The organism is Lentzea sp. NEAU-D7, assembly GCF_026242055.1.
Classification (GTDB): Bacteria; Actinomycetota; Actinomycetes; order Mycobacteriales; family Pseudonocardiaceae; genus Lentzea.
In genome coordinates this window covers 520,277-538,508 of sequence record NZ_JAPJDL010000001.1, presented here as the reverse complement: position 1 = coordinate 538,508, position 18,232 = coordinate 520,277, and the positions used below count along the sequence as shown (strand labels likewise).

Below are 18,232 nucleotides of genomic sequence, written 5' to 3'. Positions count from 1 at the left end.
GTTCACGCGAGCACGGCGTCGATGCGGGTGGCGATGCGGTCGTTGTCGGTCGGCGAGAGGCTCAGCCAGCCGTCCGAGTTGACCATCAGGTAACGGCCCTGGTGGGTGTCGAACCAGTTGATCACGACACCCGACCGCTGGCGGCCCTGGGTGACGCCGAACTGGCCGCCCGCGACGCGGTTGGAGGCGAGCTCACCGAACTGCTTCGCGTCCTGCGCGGACAGACCGGCCTGCTGCAGCGCCTCCTCGTCGTCCACCCCGCCGTCACCGAACAGGTCGTCGTCCGCGTTGGCCTCCTCGGCCTCCTGCAGCGCGACGGCGTCCTGGAGGGACTGCACCCGCACGTTCACGGCCGTGCCCGGTCCGGGCACGGCGTCGGGCAGCACCTTGACGATCTCGCGGGCGATGCCGGTCTCCCGGATCTCCAGCAGCCCGACCCGCTCGCCGTCGATGATCGCCAGCGCGGCGCGCTCGCCGTTGGAGACGGCGAGCGCCCGCACCGTGCGGTCGAGACCGGCGACGGCGTCCACCGACACCTCGTGGTCGGCGAGCAGCCGCAGGAAGTCCTCGAGGCGCTGGTTGTCCACGAGACCCCGTGACCTCAGGTCGTCCATCGTCTCCGTGACGAGCACGCGGCGTTCCTGCTCGGTCGCGCCCTCGGTCGGCACGTCGAGCGGGTAGGGCACTCTGCCGAGCCGCAGGTCGTGCCACAGCACGTCGAACTCGCGCGGTGAGAGCAGGAACTCGGGCGTGATCAAGACGACTCGGTCCCCTTCTGCTTCTTCACCTTCGCGGCACCGATCACCGACGGGGGCAGGTTCTCACCGGGGACCTCGAACAGGTCGCCGCCCATGATGTAGCTGGCGGAACGGTGCTCCTTGTCCTCCTCGCCACGGCCACCGGCTCCGGGAGCGCCACCCATCGGCGCACCCGCGCCCATGCCGGCACCGGCCGCCGCGGCACCGGGACCCATGCCCATCGGCATGCCGCCACGGCCCGCCTGGCCCTGGACACCGGCCGCGCCACCGGACTGCATCGCGCCGCCGCCGGCACCGGCGGTACCGCCCGCGCCACCGCCGAACGCGCCGCCGCCACCGCCACCGCCGCCACCACCGGCACCCATCTGCGGGGTGTACGGCATGGGGCCGCCCTTCATGCCCGCGCCGCCACCGGCACCGCCACCGCCGCCACCACCGGCACCGCCGCCCGCGCCACCGGGACCGTTGTAACCGGGCGCGGTCGGCGAGTAGGGAGCGGGACCACCCTTGATGTTCTGCGGGGTGTAGTTCGGGTTCGCGATGTCGCGGCCGACGACGGGGACCTTCGGGATGTTCTGGCCGCCACCCGTGTTCGTCTTGCCACCGGGGCCCATCTGCGGCGTGTAGCCGGGACCCATCTGCGGGGTGTAGCTGCTACCGCCGCCACCACCGCTGCCGCTGGTGTACGTGCTGCCCGGAGCGTTGTAGTTCGGAGCGGTCGGCGTGTAGGCCGCGGCGGTGTTGGTGTTCGTGTTGCCGGTGTAGCCACCCATCTGCGGGGTGTAGCCGCTGCCGGCGCCACCACCGGCGCCACCGCCCGCACCGCCACCGGGACCAGCGGGCGCGTTGTAGGCGGGCGCGGTCGGCGAGTAGGCGGCCGCGGCGGGCTGGTTCACACCACTGACGGCGCCACCGGCACCGCCACCGCCCGCGCCGGTGCCGGTCTGCTGGCCGAGCGGAGCGGCCGTCGCCGTGCCGGCGCTCGCCGTCTGGGTGGACATGAGGCCGTCCACCTGGTTGTTGAGAACGGCGGCGCCGGAGCGCGGCATCGCCATGACCGGCTGTTCGACCCTGCCGGTGCTCGGGTTGAACGGCGGCTTGAAGGCGGGCGTCGTCGAGTCGATCTGGCGGGAGTTGTTCTCCATGTCGGTCATCACGCCGACCGCCTGGTCGTGCGCCGCGCGCGACGCGGCGTTGGCGATCGCGATGTCGGCGGAGGCCAGCACGAAGGCGGGCGTGCCGGGCTGGGAGAGCGCGGCCGCGGCCTTGTTCCAGTCGAACTGGACGGGCTGGGGCATCTGCGCCCTGGCGGTCTCCATGACACGGCCCTGGTCGGCGACCTTGGTGCCGACCTCGACGGCCGTGCGCGCGGTCTCGTCGACCCAGTCCCCGAGCTTCTTCATCGCGGCGCGGGCGGCCTCGGCAGCGTCACCCGTCCACTTCGACTCGGACGCGGTGATCACCGAGTTGATGGTCCTGGCGGCCTCGGTCAGCTCGTTGCCGTACTTGCTCCACTCGGAGCTGATCTGGCCGGCCTGACCGGGGTCGTTGTTGTTGTGCACCGCGGCGTACAGCTCTTGGTGCGATCGGGACGCCCAGTTCTGCGGGTCCGTGAGGACCGGGACGTTCTCGACTTCGCTCGGGTCGGTCTCGGGGGGCATGACCGGCTCGCCTCTCACTCCGTTGGATCAGCTGGCCACGAGATCAGCTGTTACCCATGTGCTTCTTCAGTTCGGCCTGCTGTTCCTCGTCGAGCCTGGTGAAGTTCTCGATCGCCTCGACGATGGAGTTCTTCGTCTGCTCCAGAACCGTGCGGTACGCGGTCATGACGCTGACGAACGAGTACTGCTCACCCTCGGCGCGGTGGGTGAACTTGTCCCGCATCTTGTCGCCGACCGGGTTCGCACCGAGCGGCGCCGGGCGGGCGATGCTCGTGTTGGCACGTTCGATCCAGGAGTCGACCTGGTCGATCTGGGCCTGGAACTGCTTGCGTAGTTCCTCGCCCGCGTCCGGGTCGATCTGCACCTGACCCGAGCTGACGGTGTCCCCGAGCGGGACAGCGTCTTTGTCACCGACGATGTACATGCGGGCAGTATCGGGTGTCTTTTGGCGCAATGCTCACTTTGTGGTGCGCGAGTTACCAATTGAGACCCGCCTTCACAATGCGTTGCCCTGGACCGAAACGGGCCACTAACAGGTGAACGTCGTGTAACGGCGTGATCGTTTGCCCTGGTTGTGGGAGCGCTCTCGGGGTGTTGCCCGTTCGGGCTCCCGATCTCTGTTCACATCCCTGGAACGGCCCTTGACCTGGGCTGGATGTGACCCAAATCACATAGGCGATTCACGGGAATTTAGGGCTCTCTTGAGGTACGTCACCAGCTGGTTCGGCGTTCACCGGATCGGCTGAATCGGTGTACCGGCACAAGAGCGCGGGCGCACTCCGGAGAGTACGCCCGTCTTGCCCGTTTTGGATCATTGTTGTGCGCTGCGCCGCACCACGTCCGCCTTCAGGCCAGCACCGCGTCGATCCGCGTCGCGATCCGGTCGTTGTCGGTGGGGGACAGGCTGAGCCAGCCGTCGGAGCGCACCATCAGGTAGCGGCCCTGGTGGGTGTCGAACCAGTTGATCACCACGTCGGCGCGGTGCCGTCCGTGCGTGACGCCGAACTGGCCACCCGCGACCCGGTTCTGCGCCAGCTCGTCCATCTGCCGCGCGTCCTGCGCGGACAGTCCGGCCTTGAGCAGCGCCTCGCGGTCGTCCAGCTCCTCGTCGGCTGCGCCCCACGGGTCCTCGGAGTCCTCCTCCTGCTCGGCCTCCTGGAGCGCGACCGCCTGCTGCAGGGTCTCCAGCCGCACGGACAGCGCGCTGCCGGGACCCGCCACGCCCTCGGGCAGCACCCGCACGATCTCGCGGGCGAGCGCGGTGGCCCTGATCTCCGAGAGGCCGACGTTCTCGCCGTCGATCACCGCGAGAACGGCCTGGTCGCCGCTGGAGGCGGCCAGTGCCCGCACGGTCCGGTCGAGCCCGGCGACGGCGTCCACGGACACCTCGTGGTCGCCGAGCACCCGCAGCAGGTCCTCCAGCCGCACGTCGTCGGCGATGCCGCGCCGGCGCAGGCCGGCGATCGTCCTCTCCTGCAGGTCCTTGACGTCCTGCTCGGTCGCTCCTTCGCTGGGCACGTCGAGCGGGTACGGCATTCTGCCGAGCCGCAGCGTCTGCCACAGCACCTCGAACTCGCGGGTCGACAGCAAGTACTTGGGCGTGATCACGAGTGCTCGGAACCTTTCTGCTCTGCCTGCTTTGCGCGCAGTATCGAGCAGAATTGGGGCAACCGTTCACCATCGGGCGAATACGTACCCGGTTGAGACGAATGTTCACAATCCGTCGAGGTCCGGGGAATCGGGCAGTTTCCGGGCAGGCGCCGACCGCGGGAGCGCTTGTTTCCCCAGGTTCCGAGAGCGCTTTCAGGACGTGAACAGGACGGGGGCGCACCGCCCGTTCACACGTCCACGAGGCCCGGATCGGCCGACGAGTGTGACCCAAATCACTTAGCATGGAGAAGCGTGATTGCCTCGGTGACTTCAGTGTTTACTGAAACCAACGGTCCGGACGTTCGGCGACGCACACCCGCGGATGTGAAGATCGGCTGGTGACGGTCTCCTCGTGGGCACCCCTGCGCCGCAACGCGTTCCGCGCGCTGTGGCTCGCCCAGTTCGCCTCCAACATCGGTACGTGGGCGCAGACCGTCGGCGCCCAGTGGCTCATGGGGGACCTGGGCGGCAGCGCCCTGCAGGTCGCGCTCGTCCAGACCGCCACGACGTTGCCGGTGTTCCTGCTCGTGGTGCCGTCCGGGGCGCTCGGCGACATCCTCGACCGGCGCCTGGTGCTGATCTCCGGTCAGGTGCTGATGCTGGTGGGCGCGGGCGGGCTGATGCTGCTCGCGGGCACCGGCAGGGCGACACCGGCGAGCCTGCTCGGGCTGCTCGCGCTGATGGCGATCGGGCAGGCGCTGTCGATGCCGTCGTTCCAGGCGATCCAGCCGGAACTGGTGCCGCGCGAGGAGATCCCGCAGGCCGCGCTGCTCAACGGCGTCAACATGAACGTCGGCCGCGCGATCGGCCCCGCGCTCGGCGGACTGCTGATCGCGCTGGCGGGGCCGGAGGCGACGTTCGCGTTCAACACCGTGAGCTTCCTCGGCGTGCTGGTCGTGCTCGCGCGGTGGAAGAGGCCGTCGGACCACCGTCCGCTCGGCGCGGAGCACATCACGACCGCGATGCGGACGGGCGCGCGGTACGTGGCCAGTTCACCGCTGTTCCGGCGCGTGCTCACGCGGCTGACGTTGTTCATCGTGTTCGGCAGCGGGTTGTGGGCGCTGCTGCCGGCGATCGCGCGCGGCCCGTTGCGCCTCGACGCGAGCGGGTACGGCGTGCTGCTCGGCAGCGTCGGGGCGGGGGCGATCGCCGGCGCGTTCGTGGTGCCGAAGCTGGTGCAGCGCATGAGCAAGAACCGGATGGTGCTGCTCGCGACGGTCGTCTACGCGGGGGCGACGAGCACCGCGGTGCTGACGCGGAGCTTCGCGCTGGTGATCGTGGCGATGCTGCTGACGGGGGCCTGCTGGATCGCCACCCTCTCGACGTTCAACGCCACCGCCCAGGTCCTGCTGCCCGCGTGGACGAGGGCGCGGGCGCTGGCCTACTACCAGCTGATCCTCATGGGCGGGCAGGCTCTGGGCGCCGTCGTGTGGGGCGCCATCGCGGACGCGTACAGCCTCAAGACGGCCATGATCGTGCCCGCGGTGGCGATGGTCGTGCTGGCGCTCGCGGCGACCAGGTGGCTGCCGTTGAACGACAGGCCGCTCGACGTCAGCCCGGCCACGTACTGGGAGGAGCCGCCGGAGATCACCGACACCGGAGCCGGCCCGGTGCTGGTCACGGTGGAGTGGCCGGTGGCGCCCGAGAACGAGGCCGCGTTCATCGACGCCATGCAGCGCGTCGGCAGGGCCCGCAGGCGCACCGGAGCGACGATGTGGGGGTTGTTCCGCGACACCGAGCAGCCCGAGACGTTCCTGGAGACCTTCACCGTGGCGACGTGGCAGGAGCACCTGCGCCAGCACGTCGAACGCGGCACCGTCGTGGACCAGCAGAACCAGGACACGGCGCGTGCGCTGGCGAAGGGACCCGCGCACGTGCGGCACCTGCTGTTCGCCGAACCGGTGAAGCCGGACTAGGCCGGTTGCCGTGAACGCTTTCCATAGCAGCGCGCTATGTGCGGAAGGGATGATCGCGAGGCCGCGGCCGGTGTGACGCTCGGGGACACCTCGAACCCTGCGGAGGACACCCCGATGAGACCACTCGCCCTGGTCCTGGCCCTGCTGGCCGGGATGCTCGCCCCCGTCACGGCCCAGGCCGCCGTTCCCGGCACACCGAACAGCCCGCTGCTGCCACCCGCGGTCGCCAGGACCGTCCTGCACGCCGCGCCCGACTCGGCCGTCCACACCGCCGCCGTCGCCGACTACCCGGCCGAACTGCGCGCGCTGACCCGCGTGCTCGACACCTACACCAGTGCAGATGACGCGGCCGTGCACGCCGGAATGCTCCTGCTCTACCACGGCCACGCCCAGCCGGAGTTCCTCGCGGCGGTGCGCGCCGAGCCGGAGGTCCTGCGGGCGCTGCACCGGTTCGTGGTGGGACACCTCGACCTCTTCGGCACCGACCGCCAGTACCTCGTCCAGAACGCGACCCGTGAACTGGGCAGGTTCCTGCAGCACGACGACATCGCGCCGCGCGTCCGCCCGTTGCTCGCGGACCTGGCTTCGCGCGGTGACGTCGTCGGCCGGCTCGCGCCGATGTGGGTGGGCGTCGCGGAGATGGTCGACTGGTACGACAAGGCGAACTGCCGCCGGTACGGCACGTGCGACTTCCGCGCCCGGATCGACCGCCGCGTCCTCACCGTCAGGCACACCTGCAGCGCCACGCTGAAGATCCGCGCCCAGCAGCTCACCCGGACGCAGCTGCGCCAGACCTGCGCGTCACTGGCCGGTCAGGACGCCGTTTTCCACCGCGTGGTGCGCGATCCCGGTCCTGTCGCCGGGGACGGCAACACCTCGCTCGAAGTCGTCGTCTTCAACACCAGCAACGACTACCGGACGTACGCCGGGGTGCTGTTCGACATCTCCACCAACAACGGCGGCATGTACCTCGAGGGCGACCCGGCGCTGAACCAGGCGCGGTTCATCGCGCACGAGGCCGACTGGCTGCCGACGTTCGCGATCTGGAACCTCAACCACGAGTACACCCACTACCTCGACGGCCGGTTCGACCTGCACGGCGACTTCGAGGAGAACATGACCACGCCGACGGTGTGGTGGATCGAGGGCTTCGCCGAGTACCTCTCGTACAGCTACCGGGGCGAGGCCTACGACGACGCGCTGGCCGAGGCGAAGAAGCGGACGTACGCGCTGAGCACGCTGTTCGACACGACCTACGAGCACGACGCCAAGCGGGTCTACAACTGGGGTTACCTGGCCGTCAGGTACCTCGTGGAGCAGCACCCGGCCGACGTCGCGGAGGTGCTGGCGGACTACCGCGTGGGGGACTGGGAGGGCGCCAGGGACCACCTGACGCGTGTGATCGGCACCCGCTACGACTCCGACTGGTACACGTGGCTGGGCTCAGCCGGCTGAGGTGAGGGCCGCGCCCCGTTCCTCCCACCAGGGCCGGAACACCGGGCTGGCCAGCGCCTGATCCGAGTACGCGCCCAGCACCTCGGCGAACACGCGGCTGGCCTGGCTCCAGGTCAGCCGCTCCCGCCGCCACGCGAACACCAGCCGCATCCGCATCGGCGCCCCCGCCAGCGGCCGCACCGCCACGCCGGGACCACCCTGCGACGTCGGCTCGACCAGTTGCACCGCCTTGCCCGCCGCGATCAGCTGACGGCCCGCGCCGCTCGGCATCTCGAACCGGATCCGCGGCACGAACCCGACCGCCCGGCACGCCGCGCGCAGTGCCGTCAGCGAACCGTCCTCGGCGCCCGGCGGTCCCACCCACGACTCGCCGGCGAGGTCGGTGAGCTCCACCTCGGCCTGTGACGCGAGCCTGTGATCAGCGGGTATGGCGATGTACACCGGTACCCAGGGCACGACGACCCGCTGCGCCACCCCGCGGGGCAGTCCCAGGTCGCCGTCCTCGTCGACCGCGATCACCGCCGCGTCGAGGTGCCCGTTCGCCAGCGCCAGCGCCAGGCCCGTCGAGGACGGGTCGACCACGAGCGTGATGTCGTCCAGCGTCTTCTCCAGGCGCGAGTAGAGCGCCGGGACGCATTCCATGTGCACGGACCCGAACCGGACGGGCCCGCCGCGCGTCGCCGTGTCCGAGCCGAACGCCTCCAGCTCGACCAGCAGCAACCTGGCCCGTTGCAGCATCTGCGCGCCGAGCGGCGTGGGAACGGTGCCGGACCGGCCGCGGTCGAAGAGCGTGCCGCCGACCATGCGCTCGACCCGCTGGAGCAGGGTGGTGAGCGACGGCTGGGAGATGCCGAGCTGCGTGGCCGCCCTGGACAGGCTGCCCGCGTCACCGATGGCACAGATCGCCCGCAGATGCCGGATCTCCAGTTCCATAGGGCGAGGCTATACGCGGAGTCAGCAGGTGCGGTCGCGCTGGGCGCCGACCGGCGAGAACTCCAGGCGCACGTCCCCCGAGCGCGGCAGCACCAGGGCGACGCCGTCGCCCCTGTTCCAGCCCTTCGGCAGCAGGAAGCTCTGGCCGCCCGACTGCAGAACGAGGACCAGGCCGTCGTAGCGGAACCGGTAGGCCGAGTCCGGCGCGGTGCACAGCGTGCTGGTGACGTCCGGCGCCCGGATCCCCAGGTCCTTGGTGCTGAACACGACAGTCTCCGGCATCGTGCGGAGCTTGGTCTCGTACTCGTACCCCCTGACCTCGCCGACCGCCGCCGAGTAGTCGTTGACCGCCCAGAACAGGCCGATGCTCGCGAGCACGAAGGTCAGCGTCCACTGGACCACCGGCACGACGCCGGTGGCCCGCCTGCCGGACAGCGACGTGTGCAGGTGCTCCGCCACGGGGAACAACACCACGCCCAGCGCCACGAACACCCCCGGCAGGCCCGCCACCGCGCGGAACAGGCCGGGCGCCGCGAGACCGGCGAGCCCCGCCAGCACGAACGCCGAGCCCAGCGACACCAGCACCGGCACGGCCCGCCGCGTCAGGACGCGCCACGTCCTCGGCGTCAGCGCGGACTGCAGGAAGCGGTAGCCCCAGAGCACGCCCAGGCCCGCGGCCGCCAGCACGGTCAGCGGGACGAACATGCCGTCCGCGCTGCGGATCAGGTAGTCCGACGCGGTCAGGCCCAGCACCGAGTAGTGCACGCCGAACCACTCGCAGAAGAACAACGCGTGCCGGGTGCCGAAGAAGAACAGCAGCGCGGTCAGCACGGTGGTCGGCGCGAGGATGGAACCGAAGACCCGCAACGCCCGCGACGGCGCCTCGTCCTTCGGCCGTGGGGAGGCGGCGCGCACGGCTCAGCCCCCGGAGCACAGGTCGTTGGTGACCCGGAACGTGATAGTGCCGCCCTCGTGCAGGGGATCGGGCACCGAGATGCCGCCGGGGACGACGAAGCAGTCTTCCGTGAGCCCGCTGGCCGGGTCGACGACCAGCGCGTGCCCCACGCACAGCACCTGGCCGGGGCACGCCTCGGCCACCTGCCCCTGGATCCGGCCCCAGCTCTCGGGGAAGAACTGCTCGTCCTGCTGCTCGATGGACCCGCGCAGGCCGGCCGGTAGCACCCAGCGGTCCGGGGGTTTCGGCGGTGGTGGCGGCGGTTTCGTCGTCGTGGTGGTGCGAGGGGGTTTCGGAGGTGCGTTCGTCCTGGTCGTGGGCACGACGAGGACGGTGGTGCTCGTGGTCGTGGGCGCGACGACGCCGGTGCTGGTCGTGGCCGCGGTGGTCGACGTGGGCGTGACCTCCGGCTGCGGAGCGCGCGGCGGTGGCGGTTGACCGCAGGCGGTGAGCGCGGCGGCGACCAGGAGACAGATGGGGGTCAGAGGGTTCATGGCGATGCCTCCTCCAGTAGGAAGAGCACTGCGGCCGACCGGTGGATACATCTTCCCGGTTTCCATAGCGTGAAGCTATGGCCATCTGGGATTGGCGAGACCCCTCGGAGTGCGGGAAGGGTGGGGCGGAGGACTACTCCGGAAGGACCTGAATTGGCTCGGACACGCCGCGACATGGCGAAACTGGTGGACGCGGACGGTTTCCGCACGTACATCCGCGACGGCTGGGGTGAGTGGGACAGCTCCGTCGACCTGCCGCAGGGCACGGCGGAGGCGGCCGCGGCTCATCGCGCCCGGCTCGCCGCGGCGCTGCCCGGCAAGCGGATCGCGCTGGCCGCCGGGCGCGCGCACGTCCGGTCCAACGACACGTTCCACGAGTTCCGCGCCGACAGCGACTTCGTGTGGCTGACCGGCTGCCAGGTCGAGGGCGCCGTGCTGGTGATGACCGGCGACGACGCCACGCTGTTCGTGCCGGTCCCGAGCGAGACCCACAGCGTCGACTTCTTCGGCGACGCCGACCGCAGCCCGTTCTGGATCGGCGCCGCCGCCGGCCCGAAGGAGTGGGGCGAGGCGCTCGGCATCACGGCCCGGCCGCTGGAGGACCTCGCGAACGCCCTGCGCGGCCGCCACCCGGAGACGCTCGTCGCCAAGGGCGTCGACCCGCTGCTCGACGCGCTGACCGGCTCGCACAGCGACGAGCTGCGCACCGTGCTCGCCGAGCTGCGCCGGATCAAGGACGACTGGGAGGTCGACCAGCTCCGCCAGGCCGTCGACGCGTCGGTCAAGGGCTTCGCCGACGTCGCCATGGAGCTCGGCCAGGCCGTGCGCGGCGGGGGAGAGCGCTGGCTGCAGGGCACGTTCGACCGCCGCGCCCGCACCGAGGGCAAGGGCCCCGGCTACACCTCGATCGTCGCCGCCGGCCCGCACGCCCCGGTCCTGCACTGGACGCGCTGCGACGGCCGCGTGAACGACACCGACCTGCTGCTGCTCGACGCGGGCGTCGAGATGAACTCCCTCTACACCGCCGACGTCACCCGCACGTTCCCGGTCAGCGGCGAGTTCAGCGCACCGCAGCGCCAGGTGTACGACCTCGTGCTCAAGTCGCACGTCGCCGCGCTCGCGGAAGTGCGGCCGGGCAACGACTACAGCGCGTTCCACCACACCGCGATGCGCGTGCTCGCCGAGGGCCTGCACGACTGGGGCCTGCTGCCGGTCAGCGTCGACAAGGCGCTCGACCCGTCCGGCCAGCACCACCGCCGCTACATCGTCTGCGGCACCGGGCACTTCCTCGGCCTCGACGTGCACGACTGCGCCGACGCCCGTCAGGAGACCTACCAGCAGGGCATCCTGGAACGCGGCATGGCGCTCACGGTCGAGCCCGGCCTGTACTTCCACCCCAACGACGAGACGCTGCCGCCGGAGCTGCGCGGCATCGGCGTGCGCATCGAGGACGACCTGGTCGTCACGTCGACCGGCGCGGACGTCCTGTCCGACGCGCTGCCGATCGAGACCGACGACGTCGCCGCGTGGGTTCGCAAGCAGCGGTCCTGAGCCGGAGTCCTAACTGGACGGAGTGGAGCGGGCCCACGCGAACGTGAGTTCCACGGCCCGCTTCCAGTTCGCGTACTCGTCCTCGCGGTGCCGGGCGTCCATCGCCGGGTTCCACCGCGCGGCCAGGTGCCAGTTCCTCCGCAAGCCCTCCAGGTCCGGCCAGTACCCCGCGGCCAGACCGGCGGCGTACGCGGCACCCAGCGACACGGTCTCCGCCACCAGCGGCCGCATCACCGGGATGTCCAGCACGTCCGCGAGGAACTGCATCAGGAGGTGGTCGGCGGTCATCCCGCCGTCCACCTTCAACACCGGCGTCGGCACCCCGAGATCGGCGTTCATCGCGTCGACCACCTCGCGCGTCTGCCAGCCCGTCGCCTCCAGCACGGCCCGCGCCAGGTGGCCCTTGTTGATGTACGACGTCAGCCCGACGACGAGCCCGCGCGCCTGCGAGAGCCAGTGCGGCGCGAAGAGCCCCGAGAACGCCGGCACGATGTAGCAGCCGCCGTTGTCCTTCACCGTGCGCGCCAGGGTCTCGATCTCCGGCGCGCTGTGGATCAGCCCGAGGTTGTCGCGGAACCACTGCACCAGCGACCCGGCCACGGCGATCGACCCCTCCAGCGCGTACGCCGGTTCGCCGCCGATCTGGTAGCCGATCGTCGTCAGCAGCCCGTGCTTCGACCGCACCAGCTCGGTGCCGGTGTTCATCAGCAGGAACCCGCCGGTGCCGTAGGTGCCCTTGATCGACCCCTTCTCGAAGCAGGTCTGCCCGAACAGCGCCGCGTGCTGGTCGCCCAGCGCGGCGGTGATCGAGATGCCCGGCACCACGCGGGTCGTGACACCGCTGATCTCGGTCGACGGGCGGATCTCCGGCAGCATCGAGGACGGCACGCCGAAGAACTCCAGCAGCATCGGATCCCATTGGCGCGTCGAGAGGTTCATCAGCATCGTCCGCGACGCGTTGGTCACGTCCGTGACGTGCAGGCCACCGCTGACGCCCCCGGTGAGGTTCCAGATCAGCCAGGTGTCCATGGTGCCGAACAGGACGTCGCCGCGCTCGGCCTTCGCGCGCAGCCCGGCCACGTTGTCGAGCATCCACCGCAGCGACGGCGCCGAGAAGTACGTCGCGAGCGGCAGGCCGCAGCGGTCGCGGACCTCCTCGATGCCCTGCTTCTTCCCGAGCTCGGCGACGAGGTCCTCGGTCCGGATGTCCTCCCAGACGATCGCGCGTCCGATCGGGACGCCCGTGTGCCGGTCCCACAGCACGAACGTCTCGCGCTGGTTCGTGATGCCCATCGCGACGACCTGCTCGGCCGTGATCCCCGCCTGCCGCAACGCCTGCGGCACGATCCGGTCGACGTTGCGCCAGATCTCCACGGCGTCCTGCTCGACCCACCCCGGCCGCGGGTGGTACTGCCGGTGTTCGCGCTGCGCGACCGCGACGAGGCGGGCGTTCTGGTCGAACACGATGCAGCGCGTCGACGTCGTGCCCTGGTCGATCGCCATTACGAACCGTTGCACGGCGAGCCCTTCAGTTCTCGTCGACGAGCGAAGTGGTGACCGACTCGGCGGCCTGCACGACCTGGCGCACCAGCGTCGCACGCGGACGGCCCGCCGAGTCGCACAGGCGGTCCGCGGCGCCCGAGATCCCGATCGCACCGATCACCAGGCCGCCGGGGATCCGGATCGGGGCGGCGATGCTCGCCTCACCCGGCATGTACTCCTCGGCCTCGCCGGCCCAGCCCTGCCCGCGCACCTCGGTCAGCACGCGCTCCAGCATCTGGGTGCGCGTGATCGTCCTGCGCGTCAGCGACGTGAGCTCCCGCCGGCGTGCGGCCGCCGACAGGTCCGGGTCGTAGGCGAGCAGCACCTTGCCGAGCGCCGTGGCGTGCAACGGCAGCATCGCGCCGATGCCGAGTGTTTGCACAGAGTCATCGGGACGGAACACGTGGTGCACGACGAGGACGGCGCCGTCGTGGTGCATGCCGATCCGCACCTCCTGGCCGGACCGCGCGGCGAGAGTGTCGGCCCAGTTGATCGATCGAGAACGCAGCTCGTTCGCGTCGAGGTAGGACGTTCCCAGGTGCAGCAGCGCGGCACCGAGCCGGTACCGCCCGGTCGTGTGGTCCTGCTCGACGAACTCGACCCGTTGCAACGTGCGGAGAATCCCGTGCGCGGTGCCCCGCGCGAGACCGAGCGAGTCGGCTATCTCCGTGAGACCGTGGTGGCCGGAGCCACGCGCCAGAAGCCGCAGCACGGCTGCGGCGCGTTCGATCGACTGGATGGGTCCCGGCACGCGAGAAACGTAATTGAGACGACCCGTGTCGGCAATGTCGAACAGCTAGGGCAGCCGTCACCCCTGGAAACAGGCCCGAAACGCCTTGTCTGCGCGCAGCGTGACCGGTCGGTCACACGTTCGTGGGTGCCAGGTGTCGACATTGTCGAAACGTGCCTGTTGAGCAGGCGTGACGTGGCTCATTACGTTCCGCCTCAATCACCACGGGGTGATCAGCCGTTCAAGGACGAATGGGAGGCCAGCGTGGGTCTCGGGACAGTGTTCCTCAGCGAGGTGCTCGGTACGGGCATCTTGTTGTTGCTGGGTGCGGGTGTGGTGGCCAACGTGCTGCTCGCCAAGTCGAAGGGCTTCGACGGCGGCTGGCTGTTGATCAACTTCGGTTGGGGCCTCGGTGTGTTCGCCGGTGTCTACATCGCTTACAAGTCGGGCGCGCACCTCAACCCCGCCGTGACGATCGGCATCCTCACCAGTGGCGCGGACGAGTTCGCACCCGGTGTGCCGGTCGGCGTGGGCTCGACGCTCGTCTACTTCGCCGGTGAGATGCTGGGCGCGTTCCTCGGTGCCGTGTTCGCGTGGCTCGCGTACAAGCCGCACTTCGACGAGACGCCCGACGAGGGCCTCAAGCTCGCGGTCTTCTCCACCGGCCCGGCGATCCGCAGCTACACCTGGAACCTGGTGTGCGAGATCATCGGCACGTTCGTCCTGGTCTTCGTGGTGCTCGCGCTCGGCAAGACGCCGACCCAGCTCGGCCCGCTGGCAGTGGCCATGCTCGTCGTCGGCATCGGTGCCTCTCTCGGTGGTCCCACCGGCTACGCGATCAACCCCGCCCGCGACCTCGGCCCGCGCATCGCGCACGCGCTGCTTCCGCTGTCCTACAAGGGCACGAGCGGCGATGGCCCCAAAATCGAGGCTGTCGGCAAGAAGGACTCCGACTGGAGCTACTCCTGGGTGCCGGTCGTGGGGCCGATCATCGGCGGCGCGCTCGCCGGTGTCGTCGCCTCGCTCGCGTTCTGACGTGTTCTGACTCTCCGGAAAGGACTTATCGATGTCGCAGTACGTTCTCGCCGTCGACCAGGGCACGACCAGCACGCGGGCGATCATCTTCGACCACAGCGGCTCCATCGTTGCCGTGGGCCAGAAGGAGCACGAACAGATCTTCCCGCGGGCAGGCTGGGTCGAGCACAACCCGGTGGAGATCTCCGAGAACACCCGGTTCGTGATCGGCCAGGCACTGTCCACGGCCGACCTGAACACCGGTGACCTCGCCGCCGTGGGCATCACCAACCAGCGCGAGACCGCGGTGGTGTGGGACAAGAACACCGGCGAGCCGGTCTACAACGCGATCGTCTGGCAGGACACCCGCACCCAGGCGATCGTCGAGGAGCTCGGCGCACTCGGCGGCGGTGCCGACCGCTACAAGGCGAAGGTCGGCCTGCCGCTGGCCACCTACTTCTCCGGCCCCAAGATCCGCTGGATCCTCGACAACGTCGAGGGTGCCCGCGAGCGCGCCGAGGCCGGTGACCTGCTGTTCGGCAACACCGACACGTGGACGCTGTGGAACCTCACCGGCGGCCCCAACGGCGGTGTGCACGCCACGGACGTCACCAACGCGTCGCGGACCATGCTGATGGACCTCGACACGCTGCAGTGGGACGCGGAGATCGCCGCCGACATGGGCATCCCGCTGTCCATGCTGCCCGAGATCCGCTCCTCCTCCGAGGTCTACGGCACCGGCGGCCCCGGCGGCGTGCTCAAGGGCGTGCCGATCGCGGGCATCCTCGGCGACCAGCAGGCGGCGACGTTCGGCCAGGTCTGCTACGAGCCCGGCACCGCGAAGAACACCTACGGCACCGGCAACTTCATGTTGCTCAACACCGGTACCGAGAAGGTCGCCTCGAAGAACGGTCTGCTGACGACCGTCTGCTACAAGATCGGCGACGAGGCTCCCGTCTACGCCCTCGAGGGGTCGATCGCGGTCACCGGCTCGCTGGTGCAGTGGCTGCGCGACAACCTCGGCATCATCGGCTCGGCCCCCGAGATCGAGACGCTGGCCAGGACGGTGGACGACAACGGTGGCGCGTACTTCGTGCCGGCGTTCTCCGGTCTGTTCGCGCCGTACTGGCGAGCGGACGCCCGCGGCGCCGTCGTCGGCCTGACCCGGTTCGTCAACAAGGGTCACCTGGCGCGGGCCGTGCTGGAGGCGACGGCGTTCCAGACCCGCGAGGTGCTGGACGCGATGAACGCCGACTCCGGTGTGCCGCTGACCGAGCTGAAGGTCGACGGCGGCATGGTCGCCAACGAGCTGCTGATGCAGTTCCAGGCGGACGTCCTGGACGTGCCGGTCGTGCGTCCCGTCGTCGCCGAGACGACCGCTCTCGGTGCCGCGTACGCCGCCGGTCTGGCCGTCGGCTACTGGTCCGGGCTCGACGAGCTGCGCGCCAACTGGGCCGAGGACAAGCGCTGGACGCCGGAGCTCGACTCCGACGAGCGCGAGCGCGAGTACCGCAACTGGAAGAAGGCCGTCACCAAGTCGTTCGACTGGGTCGACGCCGACGTTCGCTGACTTCTTTCTTTAGGGAGCTGAAGAAGTTGTTCGCAAGGCTGGATCCGGCTCGCCGTGCCCGATCGCTCGAAGCGCTGGGCAGCACGGAGTTCGACGTCCTCGTCGTCGGAGGTGGGGTGGTCGGCGCGGGCGCTGCGCTCGACGCGGCGTCACGCGGCCTCTCCGTCGCCCTGGTCGAGGCCGACGACTGGGCGGCGGGCACGTCGAGCCGGTCCAGCAAGCTCGTCCACGGCGGGCTGCGGTACCTGGAGCAGCTGGAGTTCAAGCTGGTCCGGGAAGCTCTGAAGGAACGCGGCCTGTTGCTGCGCCGGCTCGCACCGCACCTGGTGCGGCCGGTGCCGTTCCTCTTCCCGCTGAAGAAGCAGTGGGAACGCGCCTACGTCGGCGCGGGCGTGATGCTCTACGACTCGATCGGCGGCGCCGGGGCCGTGCCGATGCACCGGCACCTCTCCCGCCGCAAGATGGCCTCGGTCGGGCCGTCGGTGAACACCTCCGCCTTCGCGGGCGCCATCCGCTACTACGACGCGCAGATGGACGACGCGCGACTCGTGACGACACTGGTGCGCACGGCCGCTCAGCACGGCGCGACGGTGGTGTCCCGCGCCAGGGTCACGTCGCTGCTGCGTTCCGAGGGCCGGGTCTCCGGCGCCTCGGTGCGCGACGAGCTCTCCGGCGTGACGCACGTCGTGCGGGCCCGGCGCGTCATCAGCGCCACCGGGGTGTGGACCGACTCGCTGAACTCGATGTCGCCCGGCACGCCGCCGTTCCAGGTGCGGATGTCCAAGGGCGTGCACGTGCTGGTGGAGCGGTCGAAGATCCAGCTCGACGGCGGCCTGATCACGCAGACCGAGAAGTCGGTGCTGTTCGTGATCCCCTGGGGCGCCTACTGGATCATCGGCACCACGGACACGCCGTACTCCGGTGCGCCCGAGGCCGTGTCCGCCACGGCCGACGACGTCACCTACATCCTCGACCACGTCAACGCCGTGCTCCGGTCGCCTCTGACGGTGGACGACGTCGTCGGCACGTACGCGGGCCTGCGGCCGTTGCTCGCCGGCGCGTCGAGCGACACCTCGAAGCTCTCCCGCGAGCACGCCGTCGCCGAGCCCGAGCCGGGCTTCTTCGTGATCGCGGGCGGCAAGTACACGACCTACCGCGTGATGGCCGCGGACGTCGTGAACGCGGCCGTCGCCGGACTGGGCCGCGGCGTGGCACCTTCCCTGACCGCGCGGCTGCCGTTGTGCGGCGCCGTCGGTTTCCAAGAGCTGTGGGCGGACCGGACTCGGGTCGCTGCGGAGTCCGGCCTGCCCACGTCCACTGTGGAGCGTCTGCTGCGCCGCTACGGCTCGGCCGTGTCCGACGTGCTGGCGCTGATCGCGCAGGACTCGTCGCTGGCCTCGCCCGTGGCGGGCTACCTGGCGGCGGAGATCGTGTACGCCGTGACGCACGAGGGCGCGCTGGGCCTGGAGGACGTGCTCGCCCGGCGGACCCGGATCGCGATGGAACACCTGGACTTCGGTGCGTCGGTCGCGGGCGAGGTAGCCGACCTGATCGCCGGCCCGCTCGGGTGGTCCTCGGCTGAACGTGATGCAGCGGTGGAGACCTATCGGGCTGACACGGAGCTGGCGGCGAGATGAGATGGACAGCGCGGAGCTGATCGAGAGGTTGCGGCGGGAAGGCGGCTTCCGGCTGCTCCCGCTGCTGGGGAACACCGGGCAGGTCGCAGGGGTGCACCTGGCCCGGTTCCTCCCCGGCGGGCACCTCGACGTGATCCAGGCCTGGGACGAGCGGTGGGCCGTGTGGGCCCGCCTGCCCGACTCGCTGGACCCGGCCGCGCCGTTCGACGGGCCGGGTGGGGGAGTGGTGCGGAGCGGGCCGCTGGTTCGGGTGGCCGCGCCGCTGCTGCCGTTGCAGGCCGGGCTGCTGGCTCCGTAGCTGGGGATTGCTGGGCGCGGCTGGGGGTGGTCGCGCTGTGATTGCGGTGTGTTGGTGCGGTTGCGGGG

At 70.4% G+C, this 18,232-nt stretch carries 15 protein-coding genes and 1 pseudogene; 7 read left to right on the top strand and 9 right to left on the bottom strand.

Annotated elements, in window-relative coordinates:
- Positions 1 to 2 precede the first annotated feature (2 nt).
- The 4 genes from ORI60_RS02245 to ORI60_RS02230 form a co-directional block, all read right to left on the bottom strand.
- Positions 3 to 758 carry an ESX secretion-associated protein EspG gene (locus tag ORI60_RS02245; RefSeq protein WP_266033411.1) on the bottom strand — a complete coding sequence of 252 codons (756 nt, stop codon included), beginning with the start codon at positions 756 to 758 and terminating at the stop codon, positions 3 to 5.
- Complete coding sequence (locus ORI60_RS02240) at positions 755 to 2,419, bottom strand: PPE domain-containing protein (RefSeq protein WP_266033410.1); 1,665 nt, start codon at positions 2,417 to 2,419, stop codon at positions 755 to 757. Before ORI60_RS02240 ends, ORI60_RS02245 begins: the two co-directional genes overlap by 4 nt.
- 43 nt (positions 2,420 to 2,462) lie before the next feature.
- Entirely contained in the window at positions 2,463 to 2,843 is a 381-nt protein-coding gene (locus tag ORI60_RS02235) for a hypothetical protein (protein ID WP_266033409.1), read from the bottom strand.
- Positions 2,844 to 3,265: 422 nt separating this feature from the next.
- Complete coding sequence (locus tag ORI60_RS02230; protein WP_266033408.1) at positions 3,266 to 4,027, bottom strand: ESX secretion-associated protein EspG; 762 nt, start codon at positions 4,025 to 4,027, stop codon at positions 3,266 to 3,268.
- 380 nt (positions 4,028 to 4,407) lie between these two features.
- Between ORI60_RS02230 and ORI60_RS02225 the strand changes: the two genes are divergently transcribed.
- Together ORI60_RS02225 and ORI60_RS02220 are read left to right on the top strand one after the other, a co-directional pair.
- Entirely contained in the window at positions 4,408 to 5,985 is a 1,578-nt protein-coding gene (locus tag ORI60_RS02225) for an MFS transporter (protein WP_266033407.1), read from the top strand.
- Positions 5,986 to 6,099: 114 nt separating this feature from the next.
- Positions 6,100 to 7,440, top strand: a complete 1,341-nt coding sequence (locus ORI60_RS02220; protein WP_266033406.1) for a collagenase — start codon at positions 6,100 to 6,102, stop codon at positions 7,438 to 7,440.
- Here the strand turns inward: ORI60_RS02220 and ORI60_RS02215 are convergent.
- The 3 genes from ORI60_RS02215 to ORI60_RS02205 are packed head-to-tail and all read right to left on the bottom strand — an operon-like array spanning position 7,429 to position 9,822.
- Positions 7,429 to 8,373, bottom strand: coding sequence for a LysR family transcriptional regulator (locus tag ORI60_RS02215; protein ID WP_266033403.1), 945 nt, complete (start codon positions 8,371 to 8,373; stop codon positions 7,429 to 7,431). The two genes, ORI60_RS02220 and ORI60_RS02215, sit on opposite strands and share 12 nt — an antisense overlap.
- Before the next feature lie 21 nt (positions 8,374 to 8,394).
- Positions 8,395 to 9,288 (bottom strand): hypothetical protein, encoded by an 894-nt coding sequence (locus ORI60_RS02210; protein ID WP_266033401.1) that lies wholly within the window; start codon positions 9,286 to 9,288, stop codon positions 8,395 to 8,397.
- A 3-nt stretch (positions 9,289 to 9,291) separates the two neighbouring features.
- Entirely contained in the window at positions 9,292 to 9,822 is a 531-nt protein-coding gene (locus ORI60_RS02205) for a hypothetical protein (protein ID WP_266033398.1), read from the bottom strand.
- Between the two features lie 174 nt (positions 9,823 to 9,996).
- Here ORI60_RS02205 and ORI60_RS02200 point away from each other — a divergent pair, with 174 nt between their 5' ends.
- Positions 9,997 to 11,373, top strand: coding sequence for an aminopeptidase P family protein (locus ORI60_RS02200; RefSeq protein WP_266033927.1), 1,377 nt, complete (start codon positions 9,997 to 9,999; stop codon positions 11,371 to 11,373).
- A gap of 12 nt (positions 11,374 to 11,385) precedes the next feature.
- Here ORI60_RS02200 and glpK (ORI60_RS02195) read toward each other — a convergent pair.
- Positions 11,386 to 12,876: pseudogene (gene glpK, locus ORI60_RS02195) on the bottom strand (glycerol kinase GlpK); the annotation flags it as partial.
- Between the two features lie 25 nt (positions 12,877 to 12,901).
- Positions 12,902 to 13,666 carry an IclR family transcriptional regulator gene (locus ORI60_RS02190; protein ID WP_266033395.1) on the bottom strand — a complete coding sequence of 255 codons (765 nt, stop codon included), beginning with the start codon at positions 13,664 to 13,666 and terminating at the stop codon, positions 12,902 to 12,904.
- A gap of 243 nt (positions 13,667 to 13,909) precedes the next feature.
- Here ORI60_RS02190 and ORI60_RS02185 point away from each other — a divergent pair, with 243 nt between their 5' ends.
- From ORI60_RS02185 to ORI60_RS02170, 4 genes are read left to right on the top strand one after another with little or no spacing between them, the layout of a single operon-like run.
- Positions 13,910 to 14,680 carry an MIP/aquaporin family protein gene (locus ORI60_RS02185; RefSeq protein WP_266033392.1) on the top strand — a complete coding sequence of 257 codons (771 nt, stop codon included), beginning with the start codon at positions 13,910 to 13,912 and terminating at the stop codon, positions 14,678 to 14,680.
- A gap of 31 nt (positions 14,681 to 14,711) precedes the next feature.
- Positions 14,712 to 16,229 carry a glycerol kinase GlpK gene (gene glpK / locus ORI60_RS02180; protein WP_266033388.1) on the top strand — a complete coding sequence of 506 codons (1,518 nt, stop codon included), beginning with the start codon at positions 14,712 to 14,714 and terminating at the stop codon, positions 16,227 to 16,229.
- A 26-nt stretch (positions 16,230 to 16,255) separates the two neighbouring features.
- Positions 16,256 to 17,866 carry a glycerol-3-phosphate dehydrogenase/oxidase gene (locus ORI60_RS02175; RefSeq protein ID WP_416234345.1) on the top strand — a complete coding sequence of 537 codons (1,611 nt, stop codon included), beginning with the start codon at positions 16,256 to 16,258 and terminating at the stop codon, positions 17,864 to 17,866.
- Position 17,867: 1 nt separating this feature from the next.
- Complete coding sequence (locus tag ORI60_RS02170; protein WP_266033385.1) at positions 17,868 to 18,164, top strand: hypothetical protein; 297 nt, start codon at positions 17,868 to 17,870, stop codon at positions 18,162 to 18,164.
- The last annotated feature ends 68 nt before the right edge of the window (positions 18,165 to 18,232 follow it).